This window comes from Streptomyces sp. AB3(2024) (assembly GCF_041862025.1).
Taxonomy (GTDB): domain Bacteria; phylum Actinomycetota; class Actinomycetes; order Streptomycetales; family Streptomycetaceae; genus Streptomyces.
On sequence record NZ_JBGWAB010000066.1, the window covers coordinates 20,445 to 42,185 of the forward strand.

The following is a 21,741-nucleotide window of genomic DNA, read 5'->3' on the forward strand; positions in this document are numbered from 1 at the left end:
CGGTCCGGCCAAGCGGATGAGTTCCTGATCACAGCGGGGCCCGGCGTGCGGGACGGCGCGGCGTCCCCACCCGGTGTCCGGGGGAGGGCCGGTGGCCCGTCCCCGGACACCGGGCGCGCTCAGCCGTGGGTGAAGTGCGGCGGGCGCTTGTCCACGAAGGCCGACATGCCCTCCTTCTGGTCGGCGGTGGCGAACACCGCGTGGAAGAGGCGGCGTTCGAAGCGGACGCCTTCGGCGAAGGTGGTCTCGAAGGCGCGGTTCACCGCCTCCTTGGTCATCATCGCGACCGGCTTGGACATCTCGGCGACGGTCGTGGCCACGGCCAGGGCCTCGTCGAGCAGTTCCCCGGCGGGGACGATCCGGGAGACCAGCCCGGCGCGTTCGGCCTCCTCGGCGCCCATGGTGCGCCCGGTCAGACACAGTTCCATCGCCTTGGCCTTGCCGACGGCCCGCGTGAGTCGCTGGGAGCCACCGATTCCGGGGATGACGCCCAGCCTGATCTCGGGCTGCCCGAACTTCGCGGTGTCGGCGGCGAGGAGGATGTCGCAGAGCATGGCCAGTTCGCAGCCCCCGCCCAGGGCGTACCCGGAGACCGCGGCGAGGGTGGGGGCGCGGACTTCACCGAGCCGGTCCCAAGCCGTGAACCAGTCCGTGAGGTACATGTCCATGTAACTCCGAGGGCGCATCTCCTTGATGTCGGCGCCCGCGGCGAAGGCCTTGGCGGAGCCGGTGAGGACGATGCAGCCGACGCCCGGGTCCCGGTCCAGTTCCTCCACGGCGGCCACGACCTCCGTCATGACCCGCAGGTCGAGGGCGTTGAGCACCTCGGGCCGGTCGAGGGTGAGCACGGCGACGCGGCCCTTGCGTTCCAGCAGGATGGTCTCGTGGGTCATGCGGGGGTTCCGTGAGTCCGCGCGCGACGATGACGCGCATGATCTCGTTGGTGCCTTCCAGGATCTGGTGGACCCGCAGGTCGCGGACGATCTTCTCGATGCCGTATTCGCTGAGGTATCCGTATCCGCCGTGCAGTTGGAGGGCCGCGTCGGCCACCGCGTACCCGGTGTCGGTCGCGAACCGCTTGGCCATCGCGCACAGGCGCGGGGCGAGCGGATCGCCCGAGTCCAGCGCCTCGGCGGCCTGGCGGACCAGCGCGCGGGCGGCGGCCAGTTCGGTGGCCATGTCGGCCAGGCGGAACTGGAGTGCCTGGGCGTCCAGCAGGCGGGTGCCGAAGGCCTCGCGGGTGGCGAGGTGGGACAGGCTGCGGTCCAGGGCGCTCCGGGCGCCGCCGAGCGAGCAGGCGGAGATCCCCAGGCGGCCGCCGTTGAGGCCGTTCATGGCGATGCGGAACCCGTCGCCCTCGCCGGCCAGGCGACGGCCGGCGGGGATCCGGACGCCGTCGAGGACGACCTGGCGGGTGGGCTGGGCGTTCCAGCCCATCTTCCGCTCGTTCGGGCCGAAGGACACCCCGGGGTCGTCGCGTTCGACGACGAACGCCGAGATCCCGGCCGGGCCGGGCTCGCCCGTCCTGGCCATGACCACGTAGAGGCCGGCGGCTCCGGCTCCGGAGATGAACTGCTTGACGCCGGTCAGTACGTAGTGGTCGCCGTGCCGCTCCGCGCGGGTGCGCAGGGCGGCCGCGTCGGAACCGGCTTCCGGCTCGGTGAGGCAGTAGCCGCCCAGGACCGAGGCGGAGCAGAGGCCCGGCAGCCAGCGCTCGCGCTGGGACCGGTCGCCGTAGCGGTCGATCATCCACGCGACCATGTTGTGGATGGAGAGGTAGGCGGCGATGGAGGGGCAGCCCGTGGCGAGGGTCTCGAAGACGAGGACGCCGTCGCTCCGGGACAGGGCCGAACCGCCGTGCTCCTCGCGGACGTAGACCCCGCCGAGGCCGAGTCCGGCCGCGCGGCGGATCACGTCGACGGGGAAGTGCTTGTCCTGGTCCCAGGCGACCGCGTGGGGGGCGAGCTGCTCCTGCGCGAAGTCGAGGGTGACCTCGGCGAGGGCGAGCTGCTCCGGGTCCAGAGTACGCACGGATCCGCCGTTGCCGACCCTTCGCAACCTTGGCAAAACCGCCGCCGAAGATTCGCAGAAATTGGCAGCAGTCCCCGATTGATGGCACTGCGTGCCGCTGCCAGAGTCTGTCCTGCGGCCGCCGGACCTCGGCAGCCGAGGCGGACACTCCGGGCCCGACTCGCGTCCTGACGTCGGAGATCCCGGCAATCCGGACTCGGCTGACCTGCGGCATTGCTCAGATCCGCCCCCCGGGTCCGGCGGCCACGACCCCAGATCACGGCACAGAGTGCCATCAACCCGTCGCGAGGGACGGGTGCGTTGGCAGGCGAAGCGACACAGGGAGACGGTGACGGTCATGGCAGACATGAACACGACAACGGCGGCCGAGCGGCTGGAGCAGCGGTGGGCCACGGACCCGCGGTGGGCGGGCATCGAGCGCACGTACTCGGCACGGGACGTGGTCCGGTTGTCCGGGAGCGTCCGCGAGGAACACACCCTGGCACGACGCGGAGCCGAACGGCTGGGGCGCCAGCTGCACGAACTCGACTACGTCCACGCGCTCGGCGCGCTGACCGGCGGCCAGGCCGTCCAGCAGGTGCGGGCCGGCCTGCAGGCGATCTACCTGTCCGGATGGCAGGTGGCGGCCGATGCCAACCAGGCCGGGCACACCTACCCCGACAGGTCCCTGTACCCGGTCAACTCCGTTCCCCAGGTGGTGCGCCGGATCAACAACGCGCTGCTGCGCGCCGACCAGATCGCCACGGCCGAGGACGCCGGCGACACCACCGACTAGCTGGCCCCGATCGTCGCCGACGCCGACGCCGACGCCGACGCCGACGCCGACGCCGACGCCGACGCCGAGGCCGGCTTCGGCGGCCCGCTCAACGCCTTCGAGCTGACCAAGGCGATGATCGCGGCGGGCGCGGCGGGCATCCACTACGAGGACCAGCTGGCCTCGGAGAAGAAGTGCGGCCACCTCGGCGGCAAGGTCCTCGTCCCGACCGCGCAGCACGTCCGTACCCTGAACGCGGCCCGCCTGGCGGCCGACATCGCCGACACCCCGACCCTGATCATCGCCCGTACGGACGCCCTGCCCTGGTCCCCGTCTGCCACGAGGTCTTCGACGGGGTCCTGGGCGAGCGCCCGCACCAGCTCGACCGCACCCGCGAGGACGTACGGGTGGAGGCCGCGGACCTGCTCTCCGTCCGGCGGATCAGCGGCCCGCCCACCGAACAGGACGTGCGCACCAACATCGCGGTCGCACTGCGGTACTTCGACGCATGGCTGCGCGGCCAGGGCACGGTGGCCCTCGACGGGCTGATGGAGGACGCGGCCACCGCCGAGATCGCCCGGGTCCAGATCTGGCAGTGGCTGCGCCATGGGGTCCTGGACCGCGACACGGTGCTCCGGGTGCTCGACGAGGAGCTCGCCGACCTCGGCGCCGCACACCCCTGGGCCGCCCTCGACGAGGTACGGGAGCTGTTCGAGCGGACCGCGCTCGCCACCGAACTCCCGCTCTTCTTCACCCCCGACGCCTACACCCGTCACCTCGTGCGCATCCCGGAGGTACGGTCGTGAGCGCCGCCCTCCGCAGGGTCGGGATCGTCGGCGGCGGCCGGATGGGCGCCGGGATCGCCGAGGTCTGCGCCCGCGCCGGTCTGGACACGGTCGTCCGCGAAGCCGACGCCGGCGCCGCCCGGGCGGCCCGCGAACGGGTCGCCGTCTCCCTCGAACGCGCCGTCCGGCGGGGCAAGCTCGACCGGATCTCCGCCGAGCACGCCCTCACCCGCCTCGTGTTCACCGGCGAACTCGACGACCTGGCCGACCGGCAGCTGGTCATCGAGGCCGTCACCGAGAACGCCGACGTCAAGACCGAGACCTTCGCGGCCCTCGACAAGATCCTCGTCGATCCCGGGGCGATCCTCGCCACCAACACCTCCTCCCTCCCCGTCATGCGCCTGGGGATGGCCACCGCACGCGCCGACCGGATGGTGGGACTGCACTTCTTCAACCCGGTGCCCGTCCTGCCCCTGGTGGAGATCGTGCCCTCGCTGCACACCTCCCGCGAGACGGTGGAGACGGTGGAGACGGTGGAGACGGTGGAGGGGTTCGCCCGGGACGTCCTGGGCAAGACGGTGATCCGCTCGCAGGACCGGGCCGGTTTCGTCGTCAACGCGCTCCTCGTCCCGTACCTGCTCTCCGCCGTCCGGATGGCCGAGTCCGGTTTCGCCACCGCGGCCGACATCGACGCCGGCATGGAGCTCGGCTGCGCCCACCCCATGGGCCCGCTGAGGCTGGCCGACCTCATCGGCCTCGACACGGTCGCCGCCATCGCCGAGTCGCTCTATGACGAGTTCAAGGAACCCCTCTACGCCCCGCCGCCGCTGCTGATGCGGATGGTGCAGGCAGGGCTGCTGGGCCGGAAGACTGGCCGGGGGTTCCACACGTACGACCGGGACCGATGAGGGACCCGGTGCTGCCGCCGGGCTGAGGGGCCCGGCAGCGGGTGGTGAAGGGGGTGCGGTGGAGTGGTGTCCGCCGCACCCCCTTTCGCGTCGCCCGGGCGCCCCCGCGCGAACGTCCAGGCGATCAGACCAGCGATGCCAGGGCCACGGACGAGGCGGACGCTCCGGTGCCCCGGTCGTCGCACGAAGGGAGGTGTGCCGTGGTGACCGAGGGCGGTTCGGCGTCCGTCAGCAGGGCGATGAGCATCGTGCGCGCGCGGGCCACGCGGGAGCGGACCGTACCGATGGGGCACCCGACGGCGAGCGCGGCCTCGGCGTACGGCAGGCCGAGCAGCTGGGTGAGGACGAAGGCCTCGCGGCGCTCGGCCGGGATCGCGGCCAGGAGCTCCGCGAGGGCGACGCCGACCTCGAAACCGGGGAGGCCGTGGGGCTGGCTCTGTTCGGCGGCGGTCTGCCAGTCGTCGCGGTCCGACAGCCGGGGTCGGGCGGCGGCGTGGCGCACGCTGTCGACGACGGTGCGCCGGGCGATGGACAGGAGCCAGGTGCGGGCGGAGGAGCGGCCCTCGAACCGGGGGAGCGCGGCGAGTGCCCGCAGGAACACGTCCTGGGTGAGGTCTTCGGCCGCCTGGGGATCCGCGCTGAGGTACGCCACGTACCGCCATACGTCGCGGTGCAGGGCCCGGACGAACCGGTCGGCCTTCGCGGGGTCGCCGTCACGCGCGGCGAGGGCCAGTCGGGTCACCGCCGCATCGGAGTCCGGCGTGTGCCGGGCCGGCCTTTCGCGGACGGGACGGGGCAGGGTGGGCAGGGCAGGAGTCATCGCCACAGGTCCTTAAGGGCAAGGTGTCCGGCGCCGCGCGCGGCGGAGCCGGTGAAGGGGTACGGCCGGCCGGAGGGCACGGCCGATGCCCGAGGGGCGACGGACGGGAGAAGAGCCGTCAGCGCACGCTCGGGGAACCGGCTGTCACAGGACAGCGGTTCCCGTCGGCGGACCCCGTGAGGTGATGGCGTGGACGAGGAACAGCTGCGGCAGCGCGCGGCGGCGCCGTACCCGGCGTACGCGCAGGCGCGGCGGGACCGGGGCCGGGGCGAGGCCGATGAGCAGGCGCAGCGGCGTCCGGAGCCGGCCCGCGACGGCGCGCAGGACGCGGAATGCGCCCTTCTCCCCGTGGGCCAGCCACAGGCCGCAGAGCAGCGCGGCCAGCAGGTGGGCGGCGAGCATTCCGGCCGGTGACATGCCGGCCATGTCGTGACCACCCGCCGGCACGAGGGTGCCGGTGGCCCCGGACGCCACGTCGGCCATGCCCGCCATGTCGTGCATCCCGGCCATCCCCGGCATGTCGTGCATGCCGTGGGCGGCGGCGCCTTGGAGGGCGGTGCCCGGTGGCGGCTGGGACACGAGACCGCCGAGCCCCGCGTCGCTCACGACCTTCAGGGCGTCCCGGGCGGACAGGTCCGACGCCGCGCCTTCCCCGCACATCAGGTACGCGGCCCACTGGCGGGCGAACGAGGTGCCGGACGGCAGGGAAGGGTGCAGGACCGACTGGGCCAGGGAGAAGCCCGAGTGGAGCGTGGCCTGGACGGCCACCGTCGCCGCGATGACGGCGAGCGGCCCCCGTTCACGGCCCGCGAGGGACCAGGCCGCGGCCGCCGTGCCCACGAACGCGGCGGACATCGCCCACCAGGGCACGGCCATACCGGACATGAGCACGTGGCCGACGGTCGCGAGCAGCACGCAGACGGCTGCGAACATCGCAGCCCGTCCCGCTCGGAAACAGTGACCTGGCGTCATGGCGGGTTCATCCTCGCACCGGCCTTCCGGGCTGCGCAGGGGGGTGCGCACTTCCTGACAAGTTCTCGACCACACCTGTGCCGCGCCTCGAACTCCCCCCGCCCGGTGTGGCGCAGGGCACAGGAGGGAGCGGGAACCGTGGTGCCCGTCCGTCCGACTGCCTTCCCGGTCGGTCGTGAGGTTCAACATCCGGGAACGGGGATTTCTGTGGCGGCAGAGGGGACGACGGCAGCCACTGCCCGGGCGCCTGGCACGCGGGACGGGGAGGCCCGTCGCCTGACCGCGCTGCTCACCTGCGCCATGGCGTTCTCGATGCTGCAGCTGTTCCTGCTCGGTGCGCTGGGACCCCGCCTGTTGGATGAACTGGACATCTCCCCGGCGGTGTTGGGGCTGACGACCACGGTCGGATTCGGCACGGCCGCCGTGTTGTCCCCGGCCGGCGGCCGGATGGTGGACCGGGTCGGGCCCCGGCGCTCGCTCGTGCTCCTGCTCGTCGTCTCCGCGGTGGCCCTCGCCCTGATCGGTGCCGCCCCCGGCGCGGGCCTACTGCTGGGCGCGGTCGCGCTGGGCGGCATACCGCAGGCCCTGGCCAACCCCGCGACCAACAAGGCGATCCTGGCCACCGTCCCGCCGGACCGGCGGGGTGCGGTGACCGGCCTCAAGCAGTCCGGCGTGCAGCTGGGCGCGTTCGCCGCCGGACTGCCGCTCACCGCCCTCGCGGGCGGACTCGGCTGGCGGGGCGCGGTGTGGACCGCCTCCGGGGCGGCACTCCTCGCCGGGGCGTGGGCGCTGCGCGCGCTGCCCGCCGACCCGCCCGTGCGATCGGCCCCGCCCGTTCGCACGTCGTACACACCGAGGGGGATGGTGGCCTGGCTGGCGGGATTCTCGCTGTTCCTGGGCGCCGGGATCGCCTCCGTCAACACCTATCTCGCCCTGTACGGGGTGCGCGGCCTGGGGATGGGCCCCACCGCGGCCGGTGGTCTGGTCGCCGCCCTCGGCGTAGCGGGGGTCCTCGGCCGGGTCGGGTGGTCGAAGGCCGCCCGCCCGGGACGGGCCGAGTGGCTGCCGGGCCTGCTGGCCTGCGGCGCCGTGGGCGCCGCGGCCCTCCTGGCCGGCGGGTCGCTCCTGCGCCCGCTGGTATGGGCCGGCGCCGTCGCCGTCGGAGTGTTTGCGGTCTCCGGCAACGCCGTCTCGATGGTGCTGGTCGTGCAGCGCGCCGCTGCGGGCCGGGCAGGACAGGACTCGGCGCTCGTCGCGGCCGGGTTCTTCGCCGGATTCGCGGTGGGCCCGCCGCTGTTCGGCCTGCTCGCGCAGAGCGGGCGGTACGGGGCCGGCTGGCTGTTGGTCGCGGTGGAGTTCGCGGCGGCGGGAGCGGTCGCGTTCCTCTGGGCCGTACGGGACCGGCGCGCGCGGACGGGGAAGGCGGCATGACCCCCGACGACCGGGCCGGACGGGCGCTCGCAGCCGTCATCGACCGGGTGACGGTGACCGAGGCCGAGGTCGGCGCCCGCTTTCCGCTGTACGCGGACCCGGCCGACGGGCGGTGGAAGACGACCGGCCGGGGCTCGTGGACCGGCGGCTTCTGGGCCGGACTGCTGTGGCTGCGGGCCCGGTACACCGGGGACGCGGCACACCGGCGGGCCGCCGCGGACTGCACGGCCCGGCTCGCGCCGTGGGTGGGGGCCGACACCGCCACTCGGGGACTGATCTTCTGGTACGCGACGGCACCGGCCCTCGACGGGTCCGGAGCCGCAGAGCTCCGGGCGCAGGCGGCCCGGGCCTGTCTGGACTCCTACGACCCCGGGGCGGGCATCGTGCCCTGGGGCGCGGCGCTCGGCGGCCCCCGCCTGCTGGCCCGCGCGGACGCCGTACCGGGGCTGGTGCCCCTCCTGGCCGCGGCCGGACCCGAGGGGGCCGTCGTGGCCGCGGCCCACCTCCACCGGCACCTCGATCTCGCCCTCGGCCCCCAGGGCGCGGGAAGCGGCAGCCGGCCGCGGCCCGCCTGGGAGTTCGACCCGGCGACGGGCTGGTCCCCCTGCGCGGATCCGGCACCGGGATGGAGCCGCGGAGAGGCGTGGCTGCTCCTGGCCGTGGCCGACGCACTCCTCCACCCGGAGGTCGCCGGCCGGCGGCCGGAGCGGCTAGCCTTCGCCGCCGAGCGGTTGCTGGCGCGGGCGCTGACCGGGCGGCTCGTCCCGCCCAACGAGGCGTCCCGGCCGCGGGGACCCGTCGACACCTCGGCCGCTGCGATCACCGCCGTCGCACTGCTCAAGCTGTCGCGCGCGGGGGCACCCCGGGCCCGGGCGTGTGAGCGCCGGGCCGTGGCGATCCTGCGCAGACTGGCCGCGTCCCACCTCAGCGAGCCGGGTTCGGGCCGTCCGCCGGGGATGCTGCTGGACGGCTGCTACGACGCCGCCAAGGGCCTGGCGGTGCGTCACGAACTCATCTGGGGTGACTTCTTCCTGGCCCTCGGGCTGGCCGCGCTGGCAGACCTCGTCGACATCACCCGCGTGTAGCGGCGCCCGGGCCGTAGCCGCGCAGCACGCGGCGGGCCACCGAGGTGATGTGCAGCTCGTCCGGGCCGTCGAGGATGCGGGCCGCGCGGCCGCCGCGGAACAGGGACGGCAACGCCGTGTCCGGGCCGAGCCCGGCGGCGCCGTGGACCTGGATGGCGGAGTCCGTGACCTGCTGCAGCATCCGGGCGGCGGCGACCTTCGCCAGACCCACCTCGATGCGGGCGTCCCGTCCGGCCGCGATCAGCGCCACCGCCTCGTGGACCAGGGGCCGGGTGGTACGCAGCGCGAGGAGGGCGTCGAAGACGTGCTGCTGGACCAGCTGGTGGTCGGCGAGCGGCCCGCGCGATCCGTGGCGGGTGGCGGCGCGTTCGGCCATGAGGTCGAAGGCGCGCCGGGCCTGGCCGAGCCAGCGCAGGCAGCGCAGCGTGCGGCCGAGCGCGAGCCGTTCACCCGCGATGGCCAGGGCGTCGCCACCCGCGCCGAGGAGGTGGTCGCCGGGCACGAGGACCCGGTCGAGCTCGATCTCGTACTGGCCCGCCGCCCCCAGTACGGGTAGTTCGCGCACGACGCGGAAGCCCGGTGAGCCGGTCGGTACGAGAAGCAGGGAGAGGCCCTCCCGGTCGCCCGCCGCCCCGCCCGTACGCGCCATGACGGTGACGAGATCGGCGCCGACGGCGCCGGAGGTGAACCACTTGCGGCCGCTGATCCTCCAACTTCCGTCCGCCCGGACCTCGGCACGCGTGCCGGTGAGGAGCGGGTCGGTGCCCGGTACGTCCGGTTCGGTCATGGCGTAGCAGGTGCGCAGCTCGCCCGCGACCAGCCGTTCCAGGTACTCCTCGCGCACCCGGGTGCCGCCGTGGCGGTTCAGCATGGTCACGTCGAGCAGCGGGGCGGAGCCCAGTGCGGCGGGACCGTGATCGCTGGCGCCCTCGGCCTCGGCCAGCGCCGCGTACGCCCGGAAGGTCAGGCCTCCGCCGCCCAGGTCCGCCGGGAGCGGCAGGGCCCACAGCCCGGCCGCACGCGCCTCGGCCCGCAACTCCGCCAGGGCGGCGGCCGCTCCCTTTCCGCCCGCGTCCAGCACCGGCTCGGACGGGATCACCCGCGTACGGACGAACCGATCGATCTCCTCCCTCAACTCGGCCGTCCCGGGCTCGGGTTGAACCGAACCGTCGTACGCCGTGCCCGAATCCGTCACCGCATTCCTCCCCGTTCCCGGGAACCCGTGGGAACTGCTGTCCGACTCCCTGTCCGAGGAACTGGTCGGGTGCGCACCCTCCGGAGTTCCCGCGTTCCGTTCGACCTGGGCGACGGCCACCGCCGCGCCGGGAGAGGAGAGGCATGGCGTCCCCCGCAACCACGCAGACGGTCCGGCCGCTCGACACACTGGGCTTCCACGCCTCGGGGCCCCCGCAGATCACCGACGTCGTCGCCGAACACCTGCGGCTGCTCGGAGCGCGATCCGACGGGCCCGCCGACGACGGCCCGCCGGGCCGCGTCACGCTCCGTGGCGCGGGCTTCGACCCGGCTCACGCGAGCGTCACCTGGGCGCAGCCCGGCAGCGGGCTCGTCGACGAGGCGACCGTGCAGGCCGCGACCGGCATGATGGCGGTCCACGGACGGCGCGACGGCAGCCCCCGCGGCCTGGCCGCCGACTACGCGGCGACGGCCACCGCCGTCCTCACCGTCCAGGGGCTGCTCGCCGGCCTGGTCGGCCAGGCCCGCGGGACCGGACCCTCCCACTTCACCACCGGTGCCGACCGGGCCGGGCTGCTCGCCGTGTCCCAGTACCTCGCCGCCGCAGGGGCCGATGAGGGCGAAGCCGCCGAACTCGCTCCGGGAGGACCACCCTTCACCTCGGCCGAGGGCGTGCTGTTCGAGCTGGAGACCCTCGACCCGGGTGCCTGGGCGGCGTTCTGGCGCGCCCTGGGCGCACCGGCCGACGCGATGCGGGCCGGGTGGCGGCCGTTCCAGTTCCGCTACGCCACCGCCTGCGCCCCCTTCCCCCGGGCCCTCCACTCGGTGACCCGCGCACACCCCCTCCCGCGGATCCGGCAGGCCGCCGTGCTCTCCGGCGCCGAGGTGTGCGTACTGCGCACCCTGGCCGAACGCGCCCTGGAGGCCGACGGCGCCGCGCCCTGGTCGCTGCGGCCCCTGCCCGGCGGCCCCGCCCCATCGGGCCCCCGTACCACGGCCTCCCCTTCCGCCGGCCGGCCGCTGGCCGGGCTGACGGTGCTGGAGGCGGGCCGCCGCGTCCAGGCACCCCTCGCCGCCCACCTGCTCGGCCTGCTGGGAGCCGAGGTCATCCGGATCGAGCCGCCGGGCGGGGACCCGCTGCGCGGCATGCCGCCCGCCTGCTCCGGGATCTCGGCCCGCTGGCTCGCCCTCAACCGGGGCAAGAAGGCCGTCGAAGTGGACATCAAGGCCGAGGCCGACCGCCGCAGGCTCCGGGAGATGGCCACGGAGGCCGACGTCTTCCTGCACAACTGGGCTCCGGGCAGGGCCGCCGAGTTCGCTCTGGACGCCGACGACCTCGCCCGGGTCAATCCGGCCCTGGTCCACGCGTACACGAGCGGCTGGGCCGACCGGCTCCAGGACGCCCCCATGGGCACCGACTTCATGGCGCAGGCCCGTACGGGGGTGGGAGAGGCGGTCCGTCCCGAAGGAGAGCCTCCCGCACCCTCGCTGATGACCCTGCTCGACGTACTGGGGGGTCTGCACGGCGCCGAAGCCGTTCTCGCGGGACTGCTGTTGAGGGAACGCACCGGCCACGGCGTACGGGTGGACTCCTCGCTCCTCGGCGCGGCCGAGACGCTGACCGCCCCGGCCCTGCGGCGGGTGGCGCGCGGGGAGGCCGCCAGGCGGCCCGCGGGGTTTCGCCACCCGCTGCCGACCGCCGACGGCTGGCTCGCCCCCGCCGACGAGAGCGCCGGGGCCGCGGCCGCATACGACTTGCGTGACCTCTCCACGAGCGACGCGGTGGCCCAGCTGAGTTCCCACGGCCTCTCCGCCACCGCCGTCACCACCGACCTCCGCGACCTGCACCACGACGCGCGCTTCGCCGGCTCGATCGGCCGTGACGCGCACGGTGCCCCCGCCGTCACCGCCCCCTGGAGCCTCGTATGACCGCCGACCGGCCCGTACTGCGCGACCTGCTGCCCACCGAACTCCGCCGCTCCTGGGTGGTCGACGGCACCTGCCCCGACCTCGACGTCTACAGCCTCTTCCGGGCACGCCAGATCGCCGACCTGCACCGCACGGCCGTCCTGGACGCCAAGGGCGCACTCTGTTACACCGCCCTGGACCGCAAGGTGCGATGTCTGGCCACCGGCCTCAGAGACCTCGGCATACGCGAGGGCGACGTGGTCGGAGTGCAACTGCCCGACAACCGCAACGCCGTCATCGCCGACCTGGCCCTGGCCGCGCTCGGCGCCGTCGCCCTGCCCTTTCCCGTCGGCCGCGGGATCCTGGAGGTCGAGTGCCTGCTCCGCCGGGCCGGGGCCGCCGCCGTCATCGCCGCCGTCGAACACCGCGGCCTCCACCACGCGGCCGACCTGCTCACCCTCGCGCGCGCCCTTCCCGCCCTGCGCCGTGTCGTCGCCGTGGGCCCCGGCAGCGCGCCCGCGGGAACGGTCTCCTGGTCGGACCTGATGCGCCGCGACCCCGGCGGCTTCGTTCCCGCCCGCCCGGATCCCGACGGCGCCGCCCGGATCCTGGTCTCCTCGGGATCCGAAGCCGAGCCGAAGATGATCGCCTACTCGCACAACGCGCTGGCCGGCGGACGCGGGAACTTCCTCGCCTCGCTCATCCCCGACGCGGCCCCGCCGCGCTGCCTCTTCCTCGTACCGCTGGCCTCCGCCTTCGGGTCCAACGGAACCGCCGTCACCCTCGCCCGGCACGGCGGCACCCTGGTCCTGCTCGACCGCTTCTCGCCCGAGGCCGCCATCGAGGCCGTGCGCGAGCACGAGCCGACCCACGTCCTCGGCGTGCCCACCATGGTCCGCATGATGCTCGAACGCCTCGACGCGACGGGCGAGCGGCTGCCGGCCCCCACCGCCCTGGTCCTGGGCGGGGCCCCGCTCGACGCGACCACCGCGGCCGCCGCCGCGAAGGCCTTCGGCTGCCCGGTGGTCAACCTCTACGGCTCCGCCGACGGCGTCAACTGCCACACCGGGCTGGCCGACACCGTGCCCCCGGCCGACGCCGCGGGCGTGGTGGCGGGCCATCCCGACCCCCGGGTCGCCGAGATCCGCATCGCCGACCCCGAGACCCACGCTGCGCTCCCCGACGGCGACATCGGTGAGATCATCTCCCGGGGCCCCATGACACCGCTGTGTTACGTGGGCGCGCCCGAGCTGGACGCCCGCTACCGCACCCCCGACGGCTGGGTCCGTACCGGTGACCTCGGCTACCTCGACGCCGACGGCGTGCTGCACGTGGTCGGACGCCTGAAGGACATCGTGATCCGCGGCGGCGCCAACATCAGCCCGGCCGAGGTCGAGCGCGAACTCCGTTCGCACCCGCAGGTCCGGGACGTGGTGTGCGTGGGCGTCCCCGATCGGCTGATGGGGGAGCGGCTGGCGGCCTGCGTGGTGGCGCGGGGCCCGCAGGCCCCGACGCTGGACGCCCTCGGCGTCCACCTGAGCGCGCGGGGGCTGGAGCGGCGCAAGCACCCCGAGCGTCTGCTCGTGGTGGTGGAGGTGCCCCTGACGGCGGCGGGCAAGCCGGACCGGACCGCTCTGCGGACATGCCTGGCCGGGGTGCCGCTGCCGGTCCGGCAGGGCCTGCCCGAGGCGTCACCCCTCGCCCAGGCCGGATGAGCGACGAGCCCGGCAGCCGATGGCTGCCGGGCTCGCGCGGGTTCCGGCCCGGCCGGGCCGCCCGGATCAGGAGTCGCCCATGGCCTTCTTCAGCTCGGCCGCCGCATTGCGGTAGACGGGCAGCAGATCGAGGTCCTCGCCCGGATAGTTGACGATCTCGACCTGCTTGGCGCCCGAGTCGGGCAGCACGGTCCCGGTCGACATGTGGGCGTTGTCCAGCACCAGGGACGGCTTCTTCGCGGAGAGCCCGGCCAGCTGCCCCGGGGTCACGGCCTCCGGCCCGTAGGTGCCCACCGCGGTGGCGCCCGCGAGCTTCGCGGCCCAGCCCGTGAAGACCTGCGCGACGACGGAGGGGCTCTTGCCCCCGGGCCACGCGGCCTGGAGGTCCTTGTTGAGCCTGCCGTACTCGCTGTCGAACCCGGCCTTCCACCGCGTGGCCGCGTCCCGCGTGCCGAAGAGCGCGCCCAGCCTGTCGACCTCGGCCCTGACCTTGTCGGGGTCGTTGTCGAGGTTGACCTCGACCAGCTTCGCCCCGGAGCCGGCGGCCTCCTTGATCTTCGCGGCGTACGGCTCGAAGGGCGCGTAGAGCACGAAGTCCGCCTTGGCGACTGCGGCGAGGTCGGAGGGCTTGGGGTCGTAGTCGGGGGCGTGGTGGACGGACTGCGGCACGATGACCTTGACGTCCTCGGCCCCGGCGGCCTTGGCGAACGCGCCCTCCCAGGTGGTGGTCACGACCACCACGGGCCTGTCCTTCCCGGGGGCCGGAGGGCCGCCCTTGGCGGGGGCGTCGGCGACGGCCCCGGAACCGGTGCCGTCGCCGCAGCCGGCGACGAGGGCGAGGGCCGCGCTCAGTGCGAGGAGGGAAGAGGTACGGACGCGGGTGCGCGCCATGAGCTGATTCTCCGTTCGGGAATGAAGTGGACGGCGAGGACGAGAGCCCCCGCCGTCAGGACGAGTACGGGGCCGGGCGGCCAGTCCAGCCACAGGGCCAGCAGGAAGCCGGTCGCGTTGACGCTCACGCCGATGCCGACCGCCCAGAGGGTGATCGACCTCAGGGAGCCGCCCAGGCGGCGCGCGGCGAGTGCGGGCAGCAGGGTCAGGGCGTCGACGAGCAGGGCGCCGGTGAGCTTGATGGCCCCCGCGACGGCGATCGCGACGAGCACCAGGAGCGCCGCGGTCAGGGCGCGTACGGGCACTCCGGAGCACTGGGCGAGCTCGCGGTCGTAGAGGAGGAGGCCGATGTCGTGCCGCCGCCACCGGAACAGGCCGGGTACGACCGCGGCCAGGACGCCGAGCACGACGAGGTCGGGTGTCCCCACGGAGAGGATCGACCCCCACAGCAGGGCGAAGGCCCCGGACGCGTTGACCCCCGACACGGCGAGGAGCAGCAGCGCGGCGGCGATGGCGAGGCTCATCAGCAGACCCATGGCTCCGGACAGGCCGTCCGGGGTACGGGCGAGCGGGGCGACGCCCGCTCCGGCCAGGGCGCAGGCGACGAGCGCGCACAGCATGGGGTCGAGGCCGGTGAGCAGACCGACCGCGATGCCCAGCAGCGCGACGTGCATCATCGCGAAGCGGACCGGCATGATGTCGAGCCCGACGATGACCACCCCGATGACGGGCAGGCCGATCGCCGCGAGCAGCAGTGCGAGCCCGGCCCGCTGGACCGGAAGCAGTTGCAGGAGCGCGCCGAGGTCGGCGGTGGCGAGGGACACCGGGGTCACCGGACCTCCCGCAGCCGGCCCGCGGCCATCTCCAGCACCCGGTCGCAGCGGTCCGCCAGAGCCCGGTCGTGCGTCACCACGATCAGGGTGACCGGCAGCGCGGTGAGGACGTCCGCGGCCTCCGCCTGCCCGTCGAAGTCGAGGGCGGCGGTGGGCTCGTCGGCCAGCAGCACCTGTGCGCCCGCGGCGACGCAGCCGATCGCGCGGGCCAGGTACATCCGCTGCAACTGGCCCCCGGACAGGGTGTGCAGGGGGCGCTCGACCAGCGCGGCGACGCCCAGCCGGGCGGCGGCTTCGGCGGCATCCTGCGGCGCGGTGCTGCTGGCGAGCAATTCGGCCCCGAGCAGGGGGAACCGTCCGGCGGCCGGCTTCTGGGGGATCCAGGCGCAGGCCCGGCGGCGCCACGCCCACTCGGCGGGGGAACCGGTGGTCCGGCCGCCGACCCGGATCGAGCCCGTCACCTGTCGGTGCAGGCCCAGGACCGCACGCAGCAGGGTGGTCTTGCCCGAACCGTTGGTCCCGGTCAGCGCCACGCGCTCACCGGCGGCGATCTCCAGATTCACCTCGGAGACCGCCTCCACCCGGCCGTGTCGGCAGGCGACCGCCCTCATGTGCACATCGAGCCCGCCCATCGCACGCCTTTCCGTCGGTCCGTGCCGCGCCGGACAGCGGCCGTCCGCCGCCCGCGTTCCAGTAGTCGGACGGCGAGGGGCCTCGGTTCCCGGCGGGCCGGACATCGCCGCGGGTGATCTCCCCGTCGGCGTACGGGAGGTAGGCGCGGCCGTCGTCGACCGCGCTGCGGGGTGGGGTTCCGGCAGCCCCCGAGGCGACCCAGGCCGCCAGTCCGCACAGGCCGATCAGGCACGCGATCACCGGGGCGGACGCGGCCAGGTACGCGTCGCGCAGACGCCGGCACGTGACCCGGCGGCCCTGCGTCGCTCCTCGTCGGGGGGATCCGGTCATCGTCCACTTCCTGTCCGGGCGGTACGGGCCCGCGCACCGGCGGGCCGGCCGGCGGGGTCCCGGCCGCGAAGCCGCAGGCTGTTCCCCACCACGAGCAGAGAGCTGGCCGACATGGCTGCCGCGGCGACCATCGGGTTGAGCAGACCGACGGCGGCCGGCGGGATGGTGACGAGGTTGTAGCCGAACGCCCAGACCAGGTTGACCCGGATGGTCGCGAGGGTACGGCGAGCCAGTCGGACCGCGTCGGCCACCGCCTCGACGTCACCGCGCACGAGGGTCACGTCCGCCGCGCCGATGGCGACGTCGGCCCCGCCGCCCATGGCGATCCCGAGGTCCGCGCCGGCCAGTGCGACGGCGTCGTTGACACCGTCCCCGATGACGGCGACGCACCGGCCCTCGTCCCTCAACCGCCCGACGAGGGCGGCCTTGTCCTCCGGGGTGCAGCGGGCATGGAGGCGGGTGATCCCGAGCGACGAGGCGACGGCCACGGCCGGGGCCTCGCGGTCGCCGGTGGCGAGGATCGGCTCGACTCCCAGCCGCCGCAGGCGCTCGACGGCCCGGTAGCTTCCCGGCCGCGGGACGTCCCCGAGCCCGACGAGCGCCTGGCCGACACCGTCGACCCGTACCAGGACGGGCGTGAGAGCGGCGGTCTCGGCAGCGGCCAGCGCCCCGGCCAGCGGCTCGGGGAGATCGTCGCCGGGTGCGCACACCTCGATGCCGGGTGCGACCGGGCCCGCCGCGGAACCGACCGCGTACGAAAGGCCGACCCCTGTCGGCGACTGCCGCCCGCCCTGGTCCGCCTGCTGGGCGATCTGCTGCTGATCGCCGCCGTGACCTCGACGGTCCTGGTCCTCTTCGGACCGACAGCTGGGGCGTCAGCGGGCTGATCGGGACCGGGGCCTATTTCGCGGCCGCCGGCTGTGCGGCTGTGGCGGTGCTGGTTCGGCGGCGGTGGCCCTCGGTCGCGCTGGCGACCGCCGCGGCGCTGGTCGCGGTCGAGCCGCTGACCGGCGGGGCATTGGTGGCGGTGGCCTATACGGCGGGCTCCCGCTGGTCGGACCTGCGTCGCCGGCCGGCGCTGCTGACGGTGAGCGTGGCGGGGCCGCCGGCGCTCACCGCGGCGATCACGGCGGGCGCGGCCGTGCCGGTCCGCGAGTACGAGGCCATGATCGTCCTCGTCACCGGGATCGTGTGCGGCGCGCTGCCGGGGCTGGTGGGTGCGCTCGCCGGACAGCGCGAGCGGCTGCTGAGCGCACTGTGGGAGCGCAACGCCGTCCTGGAGCGGGCGCAGCGCTCGGCGGAGGAGCAGGCCAGGGCGGCCGAGCGGGCCCGGATCGCCGGTGAGATGCACGATCTCCTCGGCCATCGGCTGAGCCTGGCGGCCCTGCACTCCGGCGGGCTGGAACTGGAGGCGGGCCGGGCGGGCGATCCGGAGATCCGGCGGACCGCCGTGCTGGTGCACAGCACCGTGCGCGAGGCGATGGACGAACTGCGGGGTGTGCTGGGCGTGCTCCGGGCCGGCGACGCCACCATGGGGGCCCCGGATCCGCTGACCGCCGCGACGGGCACCCACGCCGATGTCGCGGCCCTCGTCGGCGAGTCCCACGCCGCCGGCATCCCGGTGGACCTGCGGTGGAGCGGCCGGGACCTGGTGGATGCCGCCCCGACCGCCCGGCGCGCCGTCCACCGGGTGGTCCGTGAAGCCCTCACCAACGTGCACAGGCACGCCGCCGGGGCCCCTGTGGAGGTGCCGTCCACTGTGAGGCCGACGAGGTACGGGTCGACGTCCGCAACGGGCCCGGGCCCGCCGGCCGGCCCGCGCGGCCCTCGCGCGGCAGCGGGCTCGGGCTGGCCGGCCTCCACGAGCGGGTGCGCCTGCTCGGCGGCTCGCTGCGCGCGGCCCGCACGGGCGAGGGCGGGTTCCGCGTCGACGCCCGCATCCCGTTGCACGTCGGCCCGGTCGTCCCGCGCACGGCGTCCGACCCGGCGGCGGACCTCGGTGTACTGGCCGGCGCGCAGACGTGGCTGAGCCGGAGCGTGGCGGCCGCGGTCATGGTGCTGGGCGTGGTGGGCGCGGTCGCCCTGCAGTTCGTCACGCTCTCCTTCGTGCCCTTCCCGGCGGATGACGGCCCGTCGGACTCCGGGCCGCCCGGGGTCTCCGTCGAGGACGACGCCCGGCACGGCCCCGTCACCCCTTTCACCCCGATCTCCTTCCACACACCGTGAGGCCTGCCGTGATCCGAGTTCTCCTTGCCGACGATCAGGACCTGGTGCGTGCCGGGATCCGGCTGGTGCTGGGGCACGCCGAGGACATCGAGGTGGTGGCGGAGGCCGCCTCCGGCCACGAGGCCGCCTCGCTCGCCGTCCGGCACCGGGTGGACGTCGCCATGCTCGACATCCAGATGCCGGGCTCCGACGGGCTCGATGCCGCCGAGCTGATCGCCGCCCGGGCCCCGTCCGTCCGGGTGGTCATGCTGACCACCTTCGGGGAGCAGGAGTACGTGGCCCGGGCGCTCCGGGCGGGCGTGATGGGGTTCATGCTGAAGGACAGCACCCCGCAGGAGCTCATCCAGGCGGTCCGTACCGTCGTGGGCGGTACCCCCATGGTGTCTCCGCGGATCACCCGGCACCTCATCGACCGGTACCTCGCGTCGGACGAGGAGCCGGTGGACCCGCGGCTCGACCGGATCGCGGCGCTCACCGGCCGGGAGCGGGAGGTGCTCGCCATGGTCGGTACGGGTGCCTCCAACGCGGAGATCGGAAGACGGCTGCACCTGGGGGAGGGCACGATCAAGGCCTACGTGAGCCGGATGCTGACCAAGCTGCGCTGTGCCAACCGGGTCCAGGCCGCGCTCCTCGCCCGGGACGCCCGGCTCCACCCCGACCGGTGACCGGCCGCCGGTCACCGGCGGCCCGTCACCGGCGGCCGGTCTATGCCGGCCGTGCCTGTCAGGGCCGTCCGGAGGCGCCGGGAGACGGCGACGGGGGCACGGACGGTCGGGCGGACGGGGTGGCCCGGGTGGACGGGGTGGACGGCGTGGACGGGCCGGCCGACGCGCCGACCGGCGCTTCCCGGAAGGCGTCGTGGTCGGAGGCGGGCCGGGCCGGCTCCGCCCGGACGGCGCTCACCGCGAGGAACGCCCCGGCGAGTCCGGCGACGACGATCTTGGAAGCCAGGGCGAGCCCTCGCATCAGTGCCTCCTGTGCTGGGCGGACGTGGCCGCCAGACCGCGGCCGGTGACGTTCTGGATCTGGAGCCCGGGGCGGGCGTTGACCTCCAGGATCAACGGGCCGCGGTCGGCGTCCACGACGATGTCGGCGCCCAGGTAGCGCAGGCCGGTCGCCGCCGCGCAGCGGCGGGCCGCGTCGAGCACCTCGGGCCAGTGCGGGACGCCCGCGCCGATCAGGGGTTCTCCGGTGTCGGGGTGGTGGCGGGTGGGCTCCTTGCCGACCAGGGCGTGGGTGATGCGGCCGGTGGCCAGGTCGACGGCGGCGCCGATGGCCTTCTGGTGGAGGTTCGCCCGGCCGCCGCTGAACCGGGTGGGCAGCCGCAGCATCGCCAGCTGCGGCCGGTCGCCACGGCAGATCACCCTGATGTCCGGCAGGCCCTGGTGCGACAGCCGCTCCAGTTCCGGGTGGGCCCGGATCAGCGGCTCGAACATCGCCCAGTCGTTCGGCCGCGGGGAGAACTCCCCGTCCAGGATGCGCCGCAGGTGATCGGTGACGGCCTCCCGCGTGATCCGCTTGCCGGAGGAGGAGTACCAGGTGTTGCGGCGTCTGCCGAACGACAGCAGGATCCCGTTGCCGCCGAGGCTCTGGTTCGGTTTCAGCGCCCAGCAGTCGGGCATGCCGGTCCAGTCGAGGGAGGAGATCTCCGGGCGGGAGCGCAGCAGGGCGACGGTGGGGGAGGTCGGCGCGCCGACGGCGGTCAGTGCCTGCTTGGTGGCGTACTTGTCGTTGACCAGGCGGATCGCCGCCGAGGGGTTCTGTTCGGAGATCCGGGCGTTGCGCAGGTTCATGCCCAGGACCGGGTCCCAGCCGCGGAGCCGGATCACGCGGCACCACCCTGCGCCCTGGCGGCGGGGGAGAACCTGAACAGCTCGTTCAGCCGCAGCCCGCGGTAGGTCCCGACCAGCACCGCCCACACCGCGCAGACGGCCGCCAGCTGCAGCGGCACGGCCTCCGCGAGGTGGCGTACGTACGGGGTGAGGAGCAGCAGCGCCACCAGGACGGCCGTGCCCATCGTCAGCGCGGCTCCGACGGCGGCCGACCGGGGGCCGTCGAGGTCCCACTGCTCCCACAGCCGTTCGGTGATGATCGAGGTGACGACGACGGGCAGGGTCATGCCCCAGGAGTCGGACAACCCGATGCCGCCGAGGGAGAGCTGGGCCGCGATCAGGCCCGTGGTGACCACGCCGATCAGTACTCCGAGGCGGGCGACGCGGGGCAGGTGCAGCCGGCGCAGCAGCGGTTGGATGACGAATCCGAGCGCGAACAGCACCAGGGTCAGGGGTACTCCGAGGAGCAGCCCCGACTGCGCGTAGGCCAGCGCCAGCAGGACGGGGCTGAAGGTGCCCAGGGTGTTCAGGCCGACGACCACCCGCAGCAGGACGATCACCAGGGCGGCCAGGGGCAGCAGGGCCATCATGGACACCGGGTCGATCGCCGGGGCCTTGGCGAACAGGATGCGCAGGGCGGACGGGGCCTTGGGGGCGTCGGGCTGGGTCAGCAGCCGCTTCCCGACAGCCACCTGGAGCCCCTTCACGTCCTGTCGGCCGAGCAGGACCGGTGTCTCGCGCCGGGAGCGGTTGTTGACGGTCGTCTTGGCGACGAACGACCGGCCGGCGAGGCGCACGGTCGAGTCGACGACGGGCCGCTGTTCGCGGCCCAGCGCGGAGGCGACGGTGACCTTGGGAGCCGCCGAGAGGTCGAAGCCGAGGTCCTTGGCCAGCCGGGTGTCCATCGAGGAGGCCGACGCGCCGGTGTCGACCATGGCGAGTACTTCGTGCGTCTTGCCGTTCGGTCCGCTGATCCGCACCATCTCCCGCTCGCCGATCACTTCGGGCGAGTGCCCGAGGGACCGGTCGGGCGAGCCGAGGACGCCGAGCAGCAGTACGCCCAGCGCGGCCACGGCGGCCAGCACTTTGAGGAGCACCGGTGTCTTCCCCCGGCCGCCCCGGTGTTCGCCGCGCGGTGTACGGTCCGCGACGGCCGGCCCTGATGTGTTCGTTTGAAGGTCATCCACAGGACCAGCTTTGGCGAGCGGGCACGGCGCGCAGTAGTGGCGATCGGCCCGGGAGGGGCAACGAAAGTACACAGGGCGAACCGTCCGGTGCACCCCCGACAAGCAAGAAACCGGCCGCGGTGATCGGCGGCGGACCGCCCCGGTCGGTGGGGCCCGCGGGCCCGGGCGGCCGTCGCGGGTCGGGGGGCGGGGCGGGGGGTGGTTGG

At 74.6% G+C, this 21,741-nt stretch carries 18 protein-coding genes and 4 pseudogenes; 10 read left to right on the forward strand and 12 right to left on the reverse strand.

Annotated elements, in window-relative coordinates; translation table 11 throughout:
- Positions 1 to 119: 119 nt before the first annotated feature.
- Positions 120 to 893, reverse strand: coding sequence for an enoyl-CoA hydratase (locus tag ACEPPI_RS23910; RefSeq protein WP_373917303.1), 774 nt, complete (start codon positions 891 to 893; stop codon positions 120 to 122).
- Positions 894 to 903: 10 nt separating this feature from the next.
- Positions 904 to 2,031, reverse strand: a pseudogene (locus ACEPPI_RS23915) (acyl-CoA dehydrogenase family protein); the annotation flags it as partial.
- 337 nt (positions 2,032 to 2,368) lie between these two features.
- Here ACEPPI_RS23915 and aceA point away from each other — a divergent pair.
- The 3 genes and pseudogenes from aceA to ACEPPI_RS23930 form a co-directional block, all read left to right on the forward strand.
- Positions 2,369 to 3,106 (forward strand): annotated as a pseudogene (gene aceA, locus ACEPPI_RS23920) (isocitrate lyase); the annotation flags it as partial.
- Positions 3,103 to 3,591: pseudogene (locus ACEPPI_RS23925) on the forward strand (malate synthase A); the annotation flags it as partial. The pseudogenes aceA and ACEPPI_RS23925, both read left to right, overlap by 4 nt.
- On the forward strand, positions 3,588 to 4,478 hold the full coding sequence (locus tag ACEPPI_RS23930) for a 3-hydroxybutyryl-CoA dehydrogenase (protein WP_373917304.1): 891 nt from the start codon (positions 3,588 to 3,590) through the stop codon (positions 4,476 to 4,478). The pseudogene ACEPPI_RS23925 and the gene ACEPPI_RS23930, both read left to right, overlap by 4 nt.
- Before the next feature lie 124 nt (positions 4,479 to 4,602).
- On the opposite strand, the gene ACEPPI_RS23935 is transcribed toward ACEPPI_RS23930, so the two are convergent.
- Complete coding sequence (locus ACEPPI_RS23935; RefSeq protein ID WP_373917305.1) at positions 4,603 to 5,298, reverse strand: sigma-70 family RNA polymerase sigma factor; 696 nt, start codon at positions 5,296 to 5,298, stop codon at positions 4,603 to 4,605.
- A gap of 144 nt (positions 5,299 to 5,442) precedes the next feature.
- A complete protein-coding gene (locus ACEPPI_RS23940; protein WP_373917306.1) occupies positions 5,443 to 6,231 on the reverse strand; it encodes a hypothetical protein in 789 nt (262 codons plus the stop codon).
- A gap of 351 nt (positions 6,232 to 6,582) precedes the next feature.
- On the opposite strand from ACEPPI_RS23940, the gene ACEPPI_RS23945 reads away from it, so the two are divergent.
- Together ACEPPI_RS23945 and ACEPPI_RS23950 are read left to right on the forward strand one after the other, a co-directional pair.
- Positions 6,583 to 7,701, forward strand: a complete 1,119-nt coding sequence (locus tag ACEPPI_RS23945) for an MFS transporter (RefSeq protein WP_373917307.1) — start codon at positions 6,583 to 6,585, stop codon at positions 7,699 to 7,701.
- Entirely contained in the window at positions 7,698 to 8,786 is a 1,089-nt protein-coding gene (locus ACEPPI_RS23950; protein WP_373917308.1) for a sugar ABC transporter permease, read from the forward strand. The genes ACEPPI_RS23945 and ACEPPI_RS23950 overlap by 4 nt, the downstream gene beginning before the upstream one ends.
- Here ACEPPI_RS23950 and ACEPPI_RS23955 read toward each other — a convergent pair.
- Positions 8,773 to 9,981, reverse strand: a complete 1,209-nt coding sequence (locus ACEPPI_RS23955) for an acyl-CoA dehydrogenase family protein (protein ID WP_373917309.1) — start codon at positions 9,979 to 9,981, stop codon at positions 8,773 to 8,775. The genes ACEPPI_RS23950 and ACEPPI_RS23955 overlap by 14 nt on opposite strands.
- A 143-nt stretch (positions 9,982 to 10,124) precedes the next feature.
- Between ACEPPI_RS23955 and ACEPPI_RS23960 the strand changes: the two genes are divergently transcribed.
- Together ACEPPI_RS23960 and ACEPPI_RS23965 are read left to right on the forward strand one after the other, a co-directional pair.
- The gene (locus ACEPPI_RS23960; protein ID WP_373917310.1) at positions 10,125 to 11,909 is read left to right on the forward strand and encodes a CoA transferase; all 1,785 of its coding nucleotides are present in this window, start codon (positions 10,125 to 10,127) and stop codon (positions 11,907 to 11,909) included.
- Positions 11,906 to 13,603, forward strand: coding sequence for a class I adenylate-forming enzyme family protein (locus ACEPPI_RS23965; protein WP_373917311.1), 1,698 nt, complete (start codon positions 11,906 to 11,908; stop codon positions 13,601 to 13,603). The genes ACEPPI_RS23960 and ACEPPI_RS23965 overlap by 4 nt, the downstream gene beginning before the upstream one ends.
- 66 nt (positions 13,604 to 13,669) lie before the next feature.
- Here the strand turns inward: ACEPPI_RS23965 and ACEPPI_RS23970 are convergent, their stop codons facing one another.
- The 4 genes and pseudogenes from ACEPPI_RS23970 to ACEPPI_RS23985 form a co-directional block, all read right to left on the reverse strand.
- Positions 13,670 to 14,494, reverse strand: coding sequence for a metal ABC transporter solute-binding protein, Zn/Mn family (locus tag ACEPPI_RS23970; RefSeq protein ID WP_373917312.1), 825 nt, complete (start codon positions 14,492 to 14,494; stop codon positions 13,670 to 13,672).
- Positions 14,452 to 15,327 (reverse strand): metal ABC transporter permease, encoded by an 876-nt coding sequence (locus tag ACEPPI_RS23975; protein ID WP_373917313.1) that lies wholly within the window; start codon positions 15,325 to 15,327, stop codon positions 14,452 to 14,454. The genes ACEPPI_RS23970 and ACEPPI_RS23975 overlap by 43 nt, the downstream gene beginning before the upstream one ends.
- Positions 15,324 to 15,959 carry an ATP-binding cassette domain-containing protein gene (locus ACEPPI_RS23980; RefSeq protein ID WP_373917314.1) on the reverse strand — a complete coding sequence of 212 codons (636 nt, stop codon included), beginning with the start codon at positions 15,957 to 15,959 and terminating at the stop codon, positions 15,324 to 15,326. Before ACEPPI_RS23980 ends, ACEPPI_RS23975 begins: the two co-directional genes overlap by 4 nt.
- 327 nt (positions 15,960 to 16,286) lie before the next feature.
- A pseudogene (locus ACEPPI_RS23985) lies at positions 16,287 to 17,006 on the reverse strand (HAD-IC family P-type ATPase); the annotation flags it as partial.
- A gap of 212 nt (positions 17,007 to 17,218) precedes the next feature.
- On the opposite strand from ACEPPI_RS23985, the gene ACEPPI_RS23990 reads away from it, so the two are divergent.
- Genes ACEPPI_RS23990 through ACEPPI_RS24000 form a run of 3 tightly spaced genes read left to right on the forward strand, consistent with a single transcriptional unit; the run spans position 17,219 to position 19,181 of the window.
- Positions 17,219 to 18,319, forward strand: coding sequence for a sensor histidine kinase (locus ACEPPI_RS23990; protein WP_373917315.1), 1,101 nt, complete (start codon positions 17,219 to 17,221; stop codon positions 18,317 to 18,319).
- 8 nt (positions 18,320 to 18,327) lie between these two features.
- Positions 18,328 to 18,516, forward strand: coding sequence for a hypothetical protein (locus ACEPPI_RS23995; RefSeq protein WP_373917316.1), 189 nt, complete (start codon positions 18,328 to 18,330; stop codon positions 18,514 to 18,516).
- Between the two features lie 8 nt (positions 18,517 to 18,524).
- Positions 18,525 to 19,181: a response regulator gene (locus tag ACEPPI_RS24000; protein ID WP_373917317.1), complete on the forward strand. Its 657-nt coding sequence runs from the start codon at positions 18,525 to 18,527 to the stop codon at positions 19,179 to 19,181.
- A gap of 58 nt (positions 19,182 to 19,239) precedes the next feature.
- On the opposite strand, the gene ACEPPI_RS24005 is transcribed toward ACEPPI_RS24000, so the two are convergent.
- The 3 genes from ACEPPI_RS24005 to ACEPPI_RS24015 are packed head-to-tail and all read right to left on the reverse strand — an operon-like array spanning position 19,240 to position 21,445.
- Complete coding sequence (locus ACEPPI_RS24005) at positions 19,240 to 19,482, reverse strand: hypothetical protein (protein WP_373917318.1); 243 nt, start codon at positions 19,480 to 19,482, stop codon at positions 19,240 to 19,242.
- On the reverse strand, positions 19,482 to 20,345 hold the full coding sequence (locus ACEPPI_RS24010; RefSeq protein ID WP_373917319.1) for a sugar-transfer associated ATP-grasp domain-containing protein: 864 nt from the start codon (positions 20,343 to 20,345) through the stop codon (positions 19,482 to 19,484). Before ACEPPI_RS24010 ends, ACEPPI_RS24005 begins: the two co-directional genes overlap by 1 nt.
- Entirely contained in the window at positions 20,342 to 21,445 is a 1,104-nt protein-coding gene (locus ACEPPI_RS24015) for a 7TM domain-containing protein (protein ID WP_373917320.1), read from the reverse strand. Before ACEPPI_RS24015 ends, ACEPPI_RS24010 begins: the two co-directional genes overlap by 4 nt.
- Positions 21,446 to 21,741: the final 296 nt, after the last annotated feature.

Bases quoted from the DNA above. Each gene is read 5' to 3' on its own strand.
- ACEPPI_RS23910 (WP_373917303.1), bottom strand. From the start codon at position 893: ATGACCCACGAGACCATCCTGCTGGAACGCAAGGGCCGCGTCGCCGTG.
- ACEPPI_RS23935 (WP_373917305.1), bottom strand. From the start codon at position 5,298: ATGACTCCTGCCCTGCCCACCCTGCCCCGTCCCGTCCGCGAAAGGCCG.
- ACEPPI_RS23940 (WP_373917306.1), bottom strand. From the start codon at position 6,231: ATGTTCGCAGCCGTCTGCGTGCTGCTCGCGACCGTCGGCCACGTGCTC.
- ACEPPI_RS23945 (WP_373917307.1), top strand. From the start codon at position 6,583: ATGCTGCAGCTGTTCCTGCTCGGTGCGCTGGGACCCCGCCTGTTGGAT.
- ACEPPI_RS23950 (WP_373917308.1), top strand. From the start codon at position 7,698: ATGACCCCCGACGACCGGGCCGGACGGGCGCTCGCAGCCGTCATCGAC.
- ACEPPI_RS23960 (WP_373917310.1), top strand. From the start codon at position 10,125: ATGGCGTCCCCCGCAACCACGCAGACGGTCCGGCCGCTCGACACACTG.
- ACEPPI_RS23965 (WP_373917311.1), top strand. From the start codon at position 11,906: ATGACCGCCGACCGGCCCGTACTGCGCGACCTGCTGCCCACCGAACTC.
- ACEPPI_RS23970 (WP_373917312.1), bottom strand. From the start codon at position 14,494: ATGGCGCGCACCCGCGTCCGTACCTCTTCCCTCCTCGCACTGAGCGCG.
- ACEPPI_RS23980 (WP_373917314.1), bottom strand. From the start codon at position 15,959: ATGGGCGGGCTCGATGTGCACATGAGGGCGGTCGCCTGCCGACACGGC.
- ACEPPI_RS24005 (WP_373917318.1), bottom strand. From the start codon at position 19,482: ATGCGAGGGCTCGCCCTGGCTTCCAAGATCGTCGTCGCCGGACTCGCC.